This is a genomic window from Bacteroidota bacterium (assembly GCA_023957335.1).
Lineage (GTDB): Bacteria > Bacteroidota > Bacteroidia > NS11-12g > UBA955 > JALOAG01.
The window spans coordinates 464,493-478,527 of the sequence record JAMLHC010000002.1 but is presented as its reverse complement, the minus strand read 5'-3'; the positions used below and the strand labels follow the sequence as shown (position 1 = coordinate 478,527).

At 38.3% G+C, this 14,035-nt stretch carries 15 protein-coding genes; 11 read left to right on the top strand and 4 right to left on the bottom strand.

The window, feature by feature from the left end:
* Positions 1-223 precede the first annotated feature (223 nt).
* From M9892_05475 to M9892_05425, 11 genes are all read left to right on the top strand, one after another.
* Entirely contained in the window at positions 224-796 is a 573-nt protein-coding gene (locus M9892_05475) for a PorT family protein (GenBank protein ID MCO5253801.1), read from the top strand.
* Positions 793-1,269: a DUF4440 domain-containing protein gene (locus M9892_05470; GenBank protein MCO5253800.1), complete on the top strand. Its 477-nt coding sequence runs from the start codon at positions 793-795 to the stop codon at positions 1,267-1,269. The genes M9892_05475 and M9892_05470 overlap by 4 nt, the downstream gene beginning before the upstream one ends.
* Before the next feature lie 24 nt (positions 1,270-1,293).
* Positions 1,294-2,589 carry a rod shape-determining protein RodA gene (gene rodA / locus M9892_05465; protein ID MCO5253799.1) on the top strand — a complete coding sequence of 432 codons (1,296 nt, stop codon included), beginning with the start codon at positions 1,294-1,296 and terminating at the stop codon, positions 2,587-2,589.
* A gap of 139 nt (positions 2,590-2,728) precedes the next feature.
* On the top strand, positions 2,729-4,222 hold the full coding sequence (purH, locus tag M9892_05460; protein MCO5253798.1) for a bifunctional phosphoribosylaminoimidazolecarboxamide formyltransferase/IMP cyclohydrolase: 1,494 nt from the start codon (positions 2,729-2,731) through the stop codon (positions 4,220-4,222).
* Positions 4,223-4,371: 149 nt separating this feature from the next.
* Positions 4,372-5,391 (top strand): rod shape-determining protein, encoded by a 1,020-nt coding sequence (locus M9892_05455; protein MCO5253797.1) that lies wholly within the window; start codon positions 4,372-4,374, stop codon positions 5,389-5,391.
* 21 nt (positions 5,392-5,412) lie between these two features.
* Complete coding sequence (locus M9892_05450; protein MCO5253796.1) at positions 5,413-6,246, top strand: rod shape-determining protein MreC; 834 nt, start codon at positions 5,413-5,415, stop codon at positions 6,244-6,246.
* A 2-nt stretch (positions 6,247-6,248) separates the two neighbouring features.
* Positions 6,249-6,770 (top strand): rod shape-determining protein MreD, encoded by a 522-nt coding sequence (mreD, locus tag M9892_05445; protein MCO5253795.1) that lies wholly within the window; start codon positions 6,249-6,251, stop codon positions 6,768-6,770.
* Complete coding sequence (gene mrdA / locus M9892_05440; protein ID MCO5253794.1) at positions 6,767-8,611, top strand: penicillin-binding protein 2; 1,845 nt, start codon at positions 6,767-6,769, stop codon at positions 8,609-8,611. Before mreD ends, mrdA begins: the two co-directional genes overlap by 4 nt.
* Before the next feature lie 71 nt (positions 8,612-8,682).
* The gene (locus M9892_05435; protein MCO5253793.1) at positions 8,683-9,261 is read left to right on the top strand and encodes an RNA polymerase sigma-70 factor; all 579 of its coding nucleotides are present in this window, start codon (positions 8,683-8,685) and stop codon (positions 9,259-9,261) included.
* A 52-nt stretch (positions 9,262-9,313) separates the two neighbouring features.
* Positions 9,314-9,487, top strand: coding sequence for a hypothetical protein (locus M9892_05430; GenBank protein ID MCO5253792.1), 174 nt, complete (start codon positions 9,314-9,316; stop codon positions 9,485-9,487).
* A gap of 1 nt (position 9,488) precedes the next feature.
* The gene (locus M9892_05425) at positions 9,489-10,385 is read left to right on the top strand and encodes a FecR domain-containing protein (protein ID MCO5253791.1); all 897 of its coding nucleotides are present in this window, start codon (positions 9,489-9,491) and stop codon (positions 10,383-10,385) included.
* A 2-nt stretch (positions 10,386-10,387) separates the two neighbouring features.
* Here M9892_05425 and hemW read toward each other — a convergent pair whose 3' ends face one another.
* The 4 genes from hemW to M9892_05405 are packed head-to-tail and all read right to left on the bottom strand — an operon-like array spanning position 10,388 to position 14,033.
* Positions 10,388-11,521: a radical SAM family heme chaperone HemW gene (gene hemW / locus M9892_05420; protein ID MCO5253790.1), complete on the bottom strand. Its 1,134-nt coding sequence runs from the start codon at positions 11,519-11,521 to the stop codon at positions 10,388-10,390.
* Positions 11,522-11,528: 7 nt separating this feature from the next.
* On the bottom strand, positions 11,529-12,173 hold the full coding sequence (locus M9892_05415) for an O-methyltransferase (GenBank protein MCO5253789.1): 645 nt from the start codon (positions 12,171-12,173) through the stop codon (positions 11,529-11,531).
* A gap of 4 nt (positions 12,174-12,177) precedes the next feature.
* Positions 12,178-13,254, bottom strand: a complete 1,077-nt coding sequence (locus tag M9892_05410; GenBank protein MCO5253788.1) for a cytochrome-c peroxidase — start codon at positions 13,252-13,254, stop codon at positions 12,178-12,180.
* Entirely contained in the window at positions 13,254-14,033 is a 780-nt protein-coding gene (locus M9892_05405) for a hypothetical protein (protein MCO5253787.1), read from the bottom strand. The genes M9892_05410 and M9892_05405 overlap by 1 nt, the downstream gene beginning before the upstream one ends.
* Between the last annotated feature and the right edge of the window lie 2 nt (positions 14,034-14,035).

Below are 14,035 nucleotides of genomic sequence, written 5' to 3'. Positions count from 1 at the left end.
CACAATATTAATGGGTTTGTGCGGTAACTCAAGTGCTTTTTTTTAAATTAATTCATATTTTGTTGCGACAATGACATAAAACATTGCTTTTCTGCTTTGTAAATAGGCGAGTAATTATTCTTTTTTTAATTTGTGTGAGATTGTATTATTTTAAAAAATACCCCTACTTTTGACTACGATGCAGAACAAATTAGTTGTCTTATTCATGATGTTATTTATAGTTATGAATACGCAAGCTCAACATTTTGAAGGTGGCTTGCAAGTGGGTGTGAATCTTTGTCAAGTAGATGGTGACTTTAATGCAGGTTACAATAAACTCGGCTTTAATGGTGGTGTTTTTGTACACTATGTTTTGCCAAAGGAGAGCCATTCTCTCGGATTTGATTTAATGTATATGGGCAAAGGAAGTCGCAACAGACGCGATCCGCAAGGAATAGAGCCTGTCTTAATCTACTCATATCATTATGTAGAAGTCCCGCTTTACTATCGTTATGTCCAAAAGAAATATGCCATTCGGGGCGGGCTTGCTTGGGCTTATGTATTCAGTTCAAAGTATGATGACGGAGGTTCGCCAAAGCCCATCATAGGGCTACGCAATGCAGATTATTTGTTGCATTTTGGTGGAGAATATTTTGTATCCGAACAACTATCTGTTTTTGCCGGATATGAGTATTCAATCCGCTCCATTATTGACTCGGATAAGTCAAGCATTAATTTACCTTTAGCACAATTCCGCAGAAATGGTGTTTATCACAACTTGGTTCAGGTTTCGCTCAAATATTTGATGACAAAATGAATAAAAAGACTTCTACTGCACTTCTAATCTTTTTGATTGCTGCTTTGTTGGGTACTTATATCATTCCCACCATGAAAGAAAACATGGAAAATAAAACCAGAAGCAGCCTATCTCATATTCCGGGGCTTATTTTGAAACAGTCAGAGGCATGGAACCAAGGGAGTTTGGAGTGTTTTATGTCTTTGTATGAGCAATCGGATTCGCTGCCTTTTTTGACTGCAAAAGGTGTGAGTTACGGATGGCAGAATCTGCATGATATGTATCAACGGACATATTTTAATAGTAATAGTGAGAACCGAGGCATACTCAAGTTTGAAATTACCCAAGTGATTTCTATTGAGTCGGGTGTTTGTCTTGTGCCGGGAGATTGGCAAGTAACACGCACTGACACGGTATTGTCCGGGAAATTTTCGCTGTTGTTCAAGTTTTTTGATAAAGAAGGTTGGAAAATTATTGCAGACCATACTTGGTAGTTGACTTAATTGTAATTTTGCTGCATGGTTAATTACCACAATCCCGGTATTTTTAAGGAGAAACCTCGCCCTGATTGGCTGACAATCATCTTGTTTTTGATTTTATCGTCATTTGGGGTGTTGAATGTATTTTCTGCATCAGCCTCAACTGAAAATGCGGGGTTTTGGGATTTTTCACAAAATCACGGAAAACAGTTGATGTTCATGGCAGTTGCATTGGGGGTAGGATTCTTTTTTATGTTGCTTACCCCCACTTTTTTTAATGTAACCTCCTATTTCATATACGCATTGGTAATCGGGTTGTTGGTGTTGGTACTTGTGATAGGTACTACGATTGCTGCTTCTAAAAGTTGGATAAGTATTGGAAGTTTTCGGCTTCAGCCGGCAGAGTTTGCCAAATATGCCACGGTTTTGGGGGTTGCAAAATACTTAGATGGATATAATGTTGGTTTTAAAGGTTGGAAAAACATTGGTATTTGCATTGCTTTGGTCGGGCTTCCTTTTTTGCTCACTTTGGCACAGAATGACACAGGCTCCGCTTTGGTATTCTTAAGTTTTGTGTTGGTGTTTTATCGTGAAGGGATGCCCGGTTACATTTTGGTAATGGGTCTTTGGGTAATCTTAGTGTTCGTTCTATCAATTATCATAGATTATTATTATGAAAGTTATTATATATCAATCAGTATCATAGTATTAGGCGCAATTGCAGCATTCGTTTTGCGCAGATATAAAAAAGCACTTTTACTCATTCTGCTGATTGTGGCCGGGTCTATTGCGTTGAACGTAACTGTGAACGTTTTTTTTAATAAAGTGCTTAAACAATATCAAAGGGACAGAATCCTTGTTACGCTCAACATCAAAGAGGATAAGATGGGTATTGGTTACAATGTAAACCAATCTAAGATTGCTATTGGTGCAGGCGGTGTTATGGGACGTGGTTTTATGCAGGGTACACAAACCTTGATGGGATTTGTGCCGGAACAATCTACTGATTTTATTTTTTGTACGATTGGCGAAGAGTGGGGATTTGCCGGAACAGCATCTGTTATTCTAATCTACCTGAGTTTCATGGGCAGAATTGTATATCTGGCGGAGCGACAGCGAACCACATTTAGCAGGGTGGTAGGGTATGGACTCTTTTCTATTTTATTGATTCATTTTTTTATCAATATAGGAATGACATTGGGAATCGTGCCTGTCATAGGAATTCCTTTACCGTTTTTTAGCTATGGCGGTAGTTCCTTTATCGCTTTTACAGTACTGCTATTTACTTTTATTAGCCTTGACTCCAAACGGATTTTTGAAATGGCGCGGGGGTAAACATCTAAGCGATGTTTTGCATTAGATGCTATTATTTTAGCCCTATTTTGTTTATAATTTGTAAAGAACTCCGGTTCAGACTTCCGTCTTTTGGACGCGTTTAAACTACCTTTGCGCCCTTACAAATCAAAGAAATAAATTGGACTCTTTACAAATCAAAAATGCACTGATTTCCGTTTTTTATAAAGACGGCTTGGAAGTGCTTCTTAACGCACTTAAAACCCAAAATATCGGTATTTATTCGACCGGTGGAACTGCAAAATTTATTGAAGAACGCGGTGGCAAAGTGAATCATGTGGAAGACCTGACCGGTTACCCATCTATTTTTGGTGGACGTGTCAAAACCTTACATCCTGCTGTGTTTGGAGGTATTTTATTCAGGCGAGACCATGAAGGAGATATTGCTCAAGCAAAGGAGTTCAATATTCCAAATATTGATTTGATTGTGGTCGATTTGTATCCGTTCGAAGAAACATTACAAGCCGGGGGGACAGCCCAAGAAATCATTGAAAAGATTGATATTGGCGGTGTTTCACTTATCAGAGCTGCTGCCAAAAATTTCAATTCTACTTGTGTAATCTGTGACAAAGCCGATTATAGTAAAGCGGCAGAGCTGATTATGCAAAACAAGTTGGACTTGGCAGCGCGAAAATCATTTGCGGCCAAAGCTTTCAAGGTTACGCAAGCTTATGACGAACTTATCGGATCATATTTGGCAGGTGAGCAGGAATACGCATTAAGATATGGCGAAAATCCGCATCAAAAGGCAAGTTTCAGAGGCAATATGGAGGATAATTTTGAGCGTATTCAAGGCAAAGAAATCTCCTATAATAATTTGTTGGACATAGAAGCTGCAATGGCACTCTTGGGAGATTTTGATAGCCAAGCCGGAGCAACATTTGCCATTATCAAACACAATAATGCTTGCGGCATTGCCACACGTGCAACAGTTGCAGATAGTTATGATGCGGCTTTGGCGGCCGACCCCGTTTCTGCTTTTGGCGGAATCATGATTTGCAACAAGCCGATAGACATGGCAACTGCACAAAAAATCAACAGCATTTTCTTTGAAATCCTTTTAGCTCCCGGATATGAGGAAGGAGTAGAAGAATTATTTACCAAAAAAGCCCAAAGAACCTTGCTCAAAATCACTTCCTTCAAAATGTCAAAAAATCAAAAGCGCACTATTTTGAACGGTACGCTCATTCAAGACAGAGACGGACTGGTCGAAAATAGAGATGTGTTCAAAACCGTAACCCATATAGCACCCACGCCAACACAGTTGTCGGATTTGGAATTTGCACTCAGGGTGGTAAAACACACCAAATCAAATGCAATCGTTTTAGTCAAAAATGGTCAGTTGCTTGCGTCAGGCACAGGACAGACCTCGCGTGTGGATGCGCTTAATCAGGCTGTTGAGAAAGCAAAACGGTTTGGCTTTGATTTGCAAGGGTGTGTGATGGCATCTGACGCATTTTTCCCTTTTCCCGACTGTGTGGAAATTGGTGCAACAGCAGGTGTTAAAGCGATTGTACAGCCGGGCGGTTCGGTCAAAGACCAAATGTCAATTGACGAAGCCGATAAGCTAAAAATAGCAATGGTTTTTGCCGGCAACAGGCATTTTAAACACTAAACTTGTTCACTTTCTTTGAACTAACAGGTCTGACGTTTTGCCTATGAAGCAAAACATAAAGAATATTTACAAAAAAATATTTTCTAAAGTAACATCAAATGGTTGTAAATTCTATTATTTTGCACCCTCTCTTCTGACGGATTTTGACAATGGGACTTTTTAACTTTTTTACACAGGAACTCGCAATAGATTTGGGCACTGCCAACACTTTGATTATATACAAAGACCAAGTTGTTGTAGACGAGCCATCTATTATTGCTATCGAACGCTCTACCAACGAAGTGCTTGCCATCGGTCATGAGGCAATGCAAATGCAAGGTAAGGAGAACGAAAATATTAAAACCATTAAGCCTTTGAAAGATGGGGTTATTGCAGACTTTTTGGCTGCTGAACACATGATTAGAGGGATGATTAAAAAAATCAATATTGGCAGAACATTTTCCCCTCAATTGAGAATGGTTATTTGTGTTCCCTCAGGTATTACTGAGGTTGAACGCAGAGCAGTAAAAGACTCTGCTGAACGTTCCGGTGGCAAAGAAGTTTATATGATTCATGAGCCTATGGCTGCTGCCGTTGGTATTGGAATTGATGTTACCGAACCGATGGGTAATATGATTATTGACATAGGTGGTGGAACTTCGGAAATTGCTGTTATTGCTTTAGGTGGTATAGTGTGTGATGAATCAATTACTGTTGGTGGAAATGAATTTAATTCTGACATCGTTGATTATATGCGCAGAGAGCATAGTTTGCAAATTGGTGAAAGAACCGCAGAGAAGATCAAGATTAATGTTGGTTCGGCTTTGTCTGAGTTGGATAACCCACCGGAGGATTTTCCCGTACAAGGCAGAGATTTGGTTTCCGGTATTCCAAAGCAAGTAATGGTTTCTTATACCGAAGTGGCTTTGGCTTTGGACAAATCCATCAGCAAAATGGAAGAAGCTATTCTCAGGGCTTTGGAGCGTACCCCGCCCGAATTGTCAGCCGATATCTATCAAACCGGATTGTATTTGACCGGAGGAGGAGCCTTGCTTAGAGGCTTGGATAAACGTATTTCTCATATTACTAAATTACCTGTTACAATTGCAGAAGACCCACTCAGAGCCGTTGTCAGAGGAACCGGTATTGCTCTTAGAAATATTGGCAGATTCAAATTCTTAATGCAATAAAAAACTTAGCGTGAGTATGTTATGGGTTCGGTTATACAGTTTATCAAGACCTACCTTCACCTGATACTTTTTGTTGTTTTTCAGGCTTTTTCGATAACCTTGGTTGTCAGATTTCACGCATTATATCAAATATTTTTTTTTAATACATCCAATTCTATAACCGGAAATATTAAGTCCTTTTTTAATAATATTAACGAATATAGAAATCTCAGAGATGTCAATCGCTCGCTTGTGAACGAAAACTTGTATTTGAGAGGTTTTCTCAAAGAAAATTTCTATATGCAAACAAAAGACACATTCTATATCAATGATACACTTTACAAACAGCATTATGTGTATGTGCCTGCATCTGTCATAGGTAATAGTGTGGACAAAGAAAATAATTTTCTAACTCTCAATAAAGGCAAGTCAGCCGGGATTGAAAAAGGTATGGGAGTGTTCGGACCCGATGGAATTGTTGGTGTGGTTGAAGATGTGTCGGATAATTTTTGTCTTGTTATGAGTATTCTGAATGCCAGAGCAATCGTTTCACCTAAAATTAAAGAACTCAACTTATCGCAAGGCAAACTGATTTGGGGTAACAGAAGCCCTTATTATGCTTACCTTGAGGGTATTAATCGTTATGAGAAAGTGCATGCAGGGCAGAGGGTTGTTACGAGTCCTTATTCTAAAAACTTTCCTGAGAATATACCCATCGGTGTAATTGAGGATGTAAAAGAGATTGACGGTAGTTTCTTGAAAGCAAAAGTCCGGTTGTCCACCTCGTTTAGCCAACTCAGAGAGGTGTATATTGTGAAAGATTTATTCAAAGCAGAGTTTGAAAAGTTTAATAAACAGATAGAAAGTCAAAATTGAAGATGAAAGATTGGCAGAAGTATATATTGATGTTTATCTATTGTTTTGGTGTCCAGATTGTGATATTAGAAAACATCCATGTAGCCTACTGGTTCCATCCTTTTGTATATCTCTTTTTTCTGCTTTATTTTCCTCCTGTGATGCCAAAATGGCTGTCTGTTTTAGTATTTTTTATGGTGGGCTTATTGTATGATGTCTTTCTTAATTCTTATGGAATTCACGCTTCTGCTTGTTTATTGTTAGGATTAATTAAACCCTTTGTTACCATCGGTAATGTAAATACTGCTCCCACCCGAGAAGACGAAAAAGGAAGCTGGCTCAATAAAGGGAAAAGAAGATTTAAAACAATCTTTCTACTTTCGTTCATTCTGATTCATCATTTTTGGGTGTTCTTTTTGGAATCTTTGGGGCATGATTTTATTACTGTCTTTGTTCCTACTTGGTTGGGCAGCACCATCCTCACCTATTTGTTTTTGTTATTATCCGAAGAATTGTTTTTTAGAACTTTTAGGACATCCAAATGAGTAGCCAAAATAATTTTAAGATATGGGTTTATTATGGTGCGCTTGTAGTAGTAGGTATTGTCTTCATTTATAAAGTTGCTGTTCTGCAATTATTCAAAGGAGAGGATTATTTAAAACAAGCATTAAGAAACAGTTCGGCAGAAATTACATTACATCCGGTGCGTGGTACAATATATGACCGCAACGGGAAACTCATTGTGTATAATGATTATGTTTATGATTTGTTGGTAGTTCCAATCAAAACGGAACAGTTTGACACTATAGCACTATGCCGAATTTTGGGAATGGATACTGCAGAGCTCAAATCTAAACTCCAAAAAGCCAGAAGTTTTTCTTCGCGCAAGCCAGCACTGATAGCCAAAAACCTGAGTACTCCCGCATATTCTATACTTCAAGAAAATCTTTTTCTTTTCCCCGGTTTTTATATAGAAAATAAAACGGATAGAAAATATAAAGTAACCGGAATGGCTCATGTTCTAGGCTACACAAGTGAAGTAACCAAAGAAGATATTGAAAAAGATCGCTATTACAAACAGGGTGATTTTATTGGAGTTACCGGGATTGAAAAAAGCTATGAAAAAGAACTGCGCGGCAATAATGGTGTGCGCGTGATGATTGTAGATAAACACAATATTGAAAAAGGAAATTTTGCAGATGGAGTATATGACACCGAGCCTACACCCGGACAAGACCTTTTCACTTCCATTGACCTTGATTTGCAAGAATTAGCAGAAGAATTATTAGCTAATAAAACCGGTAGTATCGTAGCCATTAACCCCAAAACGGGAGAAGTTTTATGTATTGCCAATAGCCCTGCCTACGATCCCAATGAACTCACGGGTCCCGAACGAAATAAAAATTTCAGAAAACTCCTTTTAGACCCCAAGAAACCGCTGTTTAACAGAGCACTCAAAGCACCTTATCCGCCCGGCTCTACTTTTAAACCCGTAGAAGCATTAATTGGGCTGCAAGAAGGAATTATTACCCCCCAAACCACTTTTTCCTGTTACAGAGGATATGTTTTAGGTAATAGAAAAGTAGGTTGCCACGCTCATGCCAGCCCCGTTAACCTTAGATACTCAATTCAAACATCTTGCAATGCATATTACTGTCATATATTTAGAAATATTGTAGATAACCCTAAATATGCTAATGTATCAGAGGGTTTGAATGCTTGGATTGCACACTTAAATACATTCGGAATAGGCTCTTATATTGACATTGATATACCGGGAGAATCAAAAGGTATTTTACCGTCCGTAAAACTTTATACGCGTGTGTTTGGTAAAAATTGGCGTTCTTCTAATGTGGTTTCTATAGGCATAGGTCAAGGAGAAGTGGGTGTAACACCGCTTCAAATGGCAAATTTTACGGCTATCATCGCCAATGGAGGATATTATATTCGTCCCCATGTTGTTAAATATATTGGCAGGAACAAAGCTCATCGCCCTGAGAACTTACAACGACATTATGTATCGGTTGATACTGCATATTTTCCTCTCATAATTGAAGCCATGAACTTTGTCTATCAACCTGGAGGTACCGCATTTTGGGCTTCTATTCCGGGACTGAATTTATGCGGAAAGACAGGAACTGCTCAAAACCCACACGGTAAAGACCACTCCATTTTTGTAGGTTTTGGACCCAAAGAAGATCCACAAATTGCGGTTGCGGTTGTAATTGAAAATGGAGGGTTTGGCGCTACGTGGGCTGCCCCAATTGCATCGTTGATAATGGAACGTTATATTAAACAAAGTAAAGAAACAGCCAAGCCCGATATGTACAAAAGAATGTTAAATCCTGTCACACCTGCCGTTGTGCAAAGTACTTCGCAAGATTAAGACTGTGGAAATATACTTTTCAGTATTGTGTTTGTTTAGCTTTGCTTTGTTCCATAATTACCGGTTTTCTTTTGCAAAATTCACTAACCCAATTTGAACTTTTGTACAGACAGTACTACCGTGCCTTGCACTATTTCTGCAAGCAATTTGTGCATTCTGACGATGATGCACAAGAGATTGTGAATGACACTTTTGTTGCGATTTGGGAAAAACGCGATGTGCTTACTCTCGATTTGCAGTTGAAGCCCTATTTGTACAAAGCAGTACGTAATAAATCATTAAATTTTCTGCAAAAAAGAAAGCTTGAAATACAGGAAGTTGAATCTATAGAGAATCTCTCTCACAAGGCTTATTCCAATCCCTTTGAAATACTCTACACTAAAGAAACAGAAAAACTTGTGCTTGAGCTCATTGAAAAATTGCCACCTCGCTGCAAGCAGGTGTTTGTTTTGAGCCGTAAAGAAGGTTTCTCATATAAAGACATTTCCGACATTATGGATATCAGCCCAAAGACTGTCGAGAACCAAATCAGTATTGCTATTAAACAAATAAAAGAAGGAATAGAAAAACGGCACAAAACAATAGACAAAAATAATGGCGCAATTCCTCTATGGACATTGATTTCATTGGCTCTGGACCATATTTATTAAAAAATACACTGATTTTTGGGGGAAAGATTATCTTTTGTTGTTTTAGCAGTTGATGAAAGACGAACTTAAAGCAAATTTAATCACAAAATATATTTGTGGTCTTTGCACTCCCGATGAGGAAGAGTTTATAAAAAATTGGTTAAAAACTAACAGTACAAACCAGTTGTTCCTTGGATACATAAAGCAAAACTTAATGAACAGCCCTGGAATTGCGGTTGTGAAGTAAAATGAAAAAAGAAAAAAGAAACTTCAGTAATATTCTCTCAGACTTAGAGAAAGGCTACTCCCTCCCTGAGAGTGAGAGTTGCTTTTATACTATTTGGGAAGCGGCTGAAAATTTTGAATACCCGCAACTGAACGTTGACAAAGCTTGGATGCAACTCACTGACAGGATTCATCCACAAGCAGCACCTAAACCATTAAAAGTAAATTACTTTAAAACTTGGGCAGTTGCCGCAAGTTTGGCTTTGTTGTGTGCCTTTGGTGCTATCTATTATTATCAGTCAGTCCAAATTACGCCTGTTGAATACGTTGCCACATCTCAGAATAAGATTATTACATTAAATGATGGAACACAAATTACTTTGAATCACAATTCAAAAGTAATAACAGACTCGAAATTTGGCTCCAAACACAGAAATATTACCTTGCAAGGTGAAGCATTCTTTGATGTGAGCAAAAACAAAGAACTACCTTTCGTGGTTACTACCGGAAATCTTGAAACAAAAGTAACCGGCACTCATTTTAATATAAATGCATTTACTCAAAATCTGGTGAAAGTGGCTCTCACAGAAGGTTCTGTTGAGTTGAATTTTATCCAACATAAGGTTGCTGTTTTGAAACCGGGTGATTTGGCGATAGCCAACCAATTAACCAACGAAGTGAGTATTTCTTCATTTAATTCGAATTCTATTTTAGCTTGGTTGGATAGCAAACTAGAGTTTGTCAATGAGCCATTGTCTGACGTTGTAGAACGATTAGAACATGTACTGGGTGTGAAATTTATATATCCCAAAAGTATGAGTACTGTTTTGATTACTACTTCCTTCCCTAATTTAGACCCGGACTTAGCAGCTGCAATACTTTCCAAAACATTGGAAACAGAAGTAAAAGTAGTTAAGTAAACCTACTCGTCTGCAAATAGACATGCCGCTATCGCATCTGAAAATAATAAAGCTTCTTCTTTACAAATCAATCTGTTGCCTTGAATATAAACTTGCTGATTCAAAGGCTTGCTGATTACTTTCTGTAATAATTTATCAGACTCTCCGGGTAACATTGTTTTAAGATAATTAAGTTCTATTCCTTTGGCAGTGCGAATGCCTGTCATGATGGCTTCATTAAAGGCCATTGTGGGTGTAATCGTTTCAATTTCATGCGGAGGTTCTAACTGTTGGTTGAGGTTTTGCATATAATGACTATGTGCCGTCAGATTCCATCTTCGAGAATGTCCATTGTATGAATGTGCCGAAGGTCCTATTCCAAGATAATGTGCTTTCTCCCAGTATGAGCTATTGTGCTTGGAGATGTGCTCATCTGACAATGCAAAATTTGAAATTTCATAGTGTATCCATCCCTTTGATTTGATTAAGGCTATTGATTCTTCAAATGCTTTTGCTTGTTCCTTTTCTTTGGGCTTAGGAAAATGTTTTAATCTGATAAGCCTTTCCCAACTTGTGTTCGGCTCAAGGGTAAGGGTATAACATGAAAGGTGCTGTGGTTGTAACGATAATGCTTGCTCAATATCTGTGATGTGTTGTATGTTGCCCACTACGGGAATGCCGGTAATGATGTCAATACTGATATTTTGAAAACCTAAATCTTGTGCAGTTTTGATACTCTTGATGGCTTCTCGTGCTGTGTGTGCTCTATTCATCCATTTGAGCGCTTTGTCTTCAAAGGATTGAACTCCAATACTCAGCCTGTTTACACCCATGCCAAACAAAGCCATTAATTTTTGTTTATCTAAATCATCCGGATTTGCTTCTAAAGTCACTTCTGTCAGAGATGAAATATTAAATTCTTGATAAACTGTATTGATAATCTGCTCTATTTCCTTTGCAGGTAGAATGGAAGGGGTGCCACCTCCGAAATAAAGAGTGTTGATGGATTCTTTCCCTAAATAGTCTTTTCTTAATTTTATCTCTTTGCAAATGGCATCTGTCATTGCTTGTGTAGATTGATTGCCGGCTTTGAAATGAAAGTTGCAATAGATACAAGCCTGACGGCAAAAAGGGATATGGATGTATAAACCAGCCAATTATTTTTTAATTATTAACCCTCACAATCATGAGTCCATCTCTGAACGGTAGTAAAAAATTTTCTACTCTGTTATCATTCAAAACAAATTGGTTGAATTCATGTAATGACTTGGTATCCCTGTCATTTTCACGCTCTTTAATGTCCAAAACTTTGCCACTCCACAACACATTATCGGCAATGAGTACGCCTCCTCTATTCATATTAGGTAAAACCATTTTATAATAATTCAGATAATTGGATTTGTCTGCATCAATGAAAACCAAATCCCATTTTGATAGGCTGATTTCGGGTATAATATTTAGTGCATTTCCATAGTGGATATGGATTTGACGTGAAAAGCGTGATTTTTTAATAAACTTGTCATGTACATCTTCTAATTCATCATTGATGTCAATGGTGTGAAGCATCCCGTTTGAAGTTAATCCTTCTGCCATACACAAAGCAGAGTACCCTGAATAGGTGCCAATTTCTAATACATGGATAGGTTGGATGAGTTTGCTGACAAAAGATAAAAAACGCCCTTGTACTTTTCCGCTTAACATTCGCGGTTGTAACATATTGGTTTGGGTGTAGCGTTCTAACTCATCCAGAAGCAAATCATTCAGAGTGGAAGCATTTTCAGCATATTCTTCAATAGTGGTTGCGCTCATTTTTTTAATGAAAAGGATTTGAAAATTTGGAATTGTTAATAAAACTGTGGTCTGTCAAGCTTTTCAGATAAGCAATCAAGTCTGCTTTTTGTTTTGCATCCAAATTTAAACCTTGTGGTATCTGGTCCATTTGAGGGTCTATATTGGGAGAGTTGGCATGAACACCTTGTGCATAGAAATCAATGACTTCTTCCAGCGTAGCAAACCTGCCATCGTGCATATAAGGAGCCGTCAGTTCGATATTCCTTAAACTGACCACTTTAAATTTGCCCTTGTCATATTCCTTGCCGGTTACCTCGGCATAGCCCAAGTCGGATATGTGTTCTGCATCCAAACCATTATTTGTCATTTTGAAACTGCCGAATTGGATATTGCCGTGACAATGAAAGCAGTCTGCACCTCCAAGAGAAGGCTCACGGTTAAAAATGCCTAAGCCCCTGAATGCTGAATCGCTAAAAGTGCTGGGTTCTCCGCGATTCCATTTGTCAAATTCGGAGTTAAATGAAATCAATGAAAATAAAAACTGTTCCATCGCCTTGGCATACAAGTCTTGCGTGATAATCTCTCTGCCAAATGCTTGATAAAATAATTTGCGATAAAAATTAGAATTATTGAGTTTGTGCAATGCTTCCTCCATTGATGAATTCATTTCATTGGGGTCTGCAATAGGTGCAACTACCTGCTCTCGTATATGACTTGCTCTTCCATCCCAAAAAAACTCAGGATGCCACATTAGGTTGAATAATGCCATTCCGTTTCTTCTGCCTACCGCTCCTGTAATACCGGTAGAAAAGCGCTGTGGATCTGCAAAGGCGTTTTCTTGCAGGTGGCAACTTGCACAACTTTGGGTGCTGTCTCCCGATAATATGGGGTCATAAAATAGAAATCTACCCAGCGCAATTCCTTCTTCGGTCAAAGGGTTGTCTGCGTTGGCTTCAAACTGAGGATAGCCGGTGTGTCTTTCGGGAAAATGATGTGGTGTGGGATTATAAATGACAGTTTTTTTGGGCTCGCGTTTACAAGCTACTACTGTGATGAGTATTAACAGATAAACACTTGTTTGACGTATCCCATTTGTCATTACTTCAGTTCAAATGTGTTACTTAGATTGTTGTGTAATACATCCATGCGTAAGTTTTCTGCCGGTGAACTTGAATGTGAAATAGCACCATTCTTTTTCAGGCTGTAGGGTTGAGGTGTAGAGAAGTATTTATCTAAATTCACTATGATATCTCTTTGTACTTTCGTCTTGTTGTCGAAACTAAAAGTATTGTTAGTGATTAATTCGATGTTTTTCAAATATTGAATCGTTGCCATGTGAAAAGAGAAAATCTCATTGCTATTTCCGTTATTCATGTGATAGCCTTCGCAAACCCAGAAGATATAGCCCCCTTGCCATCCCCAATGCATATTATTTACAATCGGGTTGAGAGGGTGATTTTTGCCCCAATGGTTCGGGTCGCCATGGTTGATTGAGGAGTCAAGTCCAATCATAAATCGAATTCCTTTGTATTCGCCTGTGGGAAAATCCATGTCAATATCAACATTGTTGCGCTTTTCGCCCAAACTTAAATAAGCAAAAGTGTCCACTTTAACTATGTCTCCATTGGTTTTGATTAGTTCAAAATTAGAAAGAATCATCTGACTGCGTGTAAAATTAAGTGTATCGCCTTCGGCATTTATATATTGCATTTTGTTGAACTCTATGTCTTGCCCATTGAATTTGGGCTTGAATGTGAAACGCAATGCCGGAGTTTTTTCGACTTTTGGAGGTTCTGTATTGGGTTTGTCGTTCTTTTTGCAACTGAATAGGATTACTGCCAATATTGCTATAAGTGAAATTGAGCTTGAGATTTTCATAA

Bases quoted from the DNA above. Each gene is read 5' to 3' on its own strand.
- M9892_05455 (MCO5253797.1), top strand. From the start codon at position 4,372: ATGGGACTTTTTAACTTTTTTACACAGGAACTCGCAATAGATTTGGGC.
- M9892_05475 (MCO5253801.1), top strand. From the start codon at position 224: ATGAATACGCAAGCTCAACATTTTGAAGGTGGCTTGCAAGTGGGTGTG.
- rodA (MCO5253799.1), top strand. From the start codon at position 1,294: ATGGTTAATTACCACAATCCCGGTATTTTTAAGGAGAAACCTCGCCCT.
- M9892_05430 (MCO5253792.1), top strand. From the start codon at position 9,314: ATGAAAGACGAACTTAAAGCAAATTTAATCACAAAATATATTTGTGGT.
- M9892_05470 (MCO5253800.1), top strand. From the start codon at position 793: ATGAATAAAAAGACTTCTACTGCACTTCTAATCTTTTTGATTGCTGCT.
- M9892_05450 (MCO5253796.1), top strand. From the start codon at position 5,413: ATGGGTTCGGTTATACAGTTTATCAAGACCTACCTTCACCTGATACTT.
- M9892_05425 (MCO5253791.1), top strand. From the start codon at position 9,489: ATGAAAAAAGAAAAAAGAAACTTCAGTAATATTCTCTCAGACTTAGAG.
- M9892_05405 (MCO5253787.1), bottom strand. From the start codon at position 14,033: ATGAAAATCTCAAGCTCAATTTCACTTATAGCAATATTGGCAGTAATC.
- M9892_05415 (MCO5253789.1), bottom strand. From the start codon at position 12,173: ATGAGCGCAACCACTATTGAAGAATATGCTGAAAATGCTTCCACTCTG.
- mreD (MCO5253795.1), top strand. From the start codon at position 6,249: ATGAAAGATTGGCAGAAGTATATATTGATGTTTATCTATTGTTTTGGT.
- mrdA (MCO5253794.1), top strand. From the start codon at position 6,767: ATGAGTAGCCAAAATAATTTTAAGATATGGGTTTATTATGGTGCGCTT.
- M9892_05410 (MCO5253788.1), bottom strand. From the start codon at position 13,254: ATGACAAATGGGATACGTCAAACAAGTGTTTATCTGTTAATACTCATC.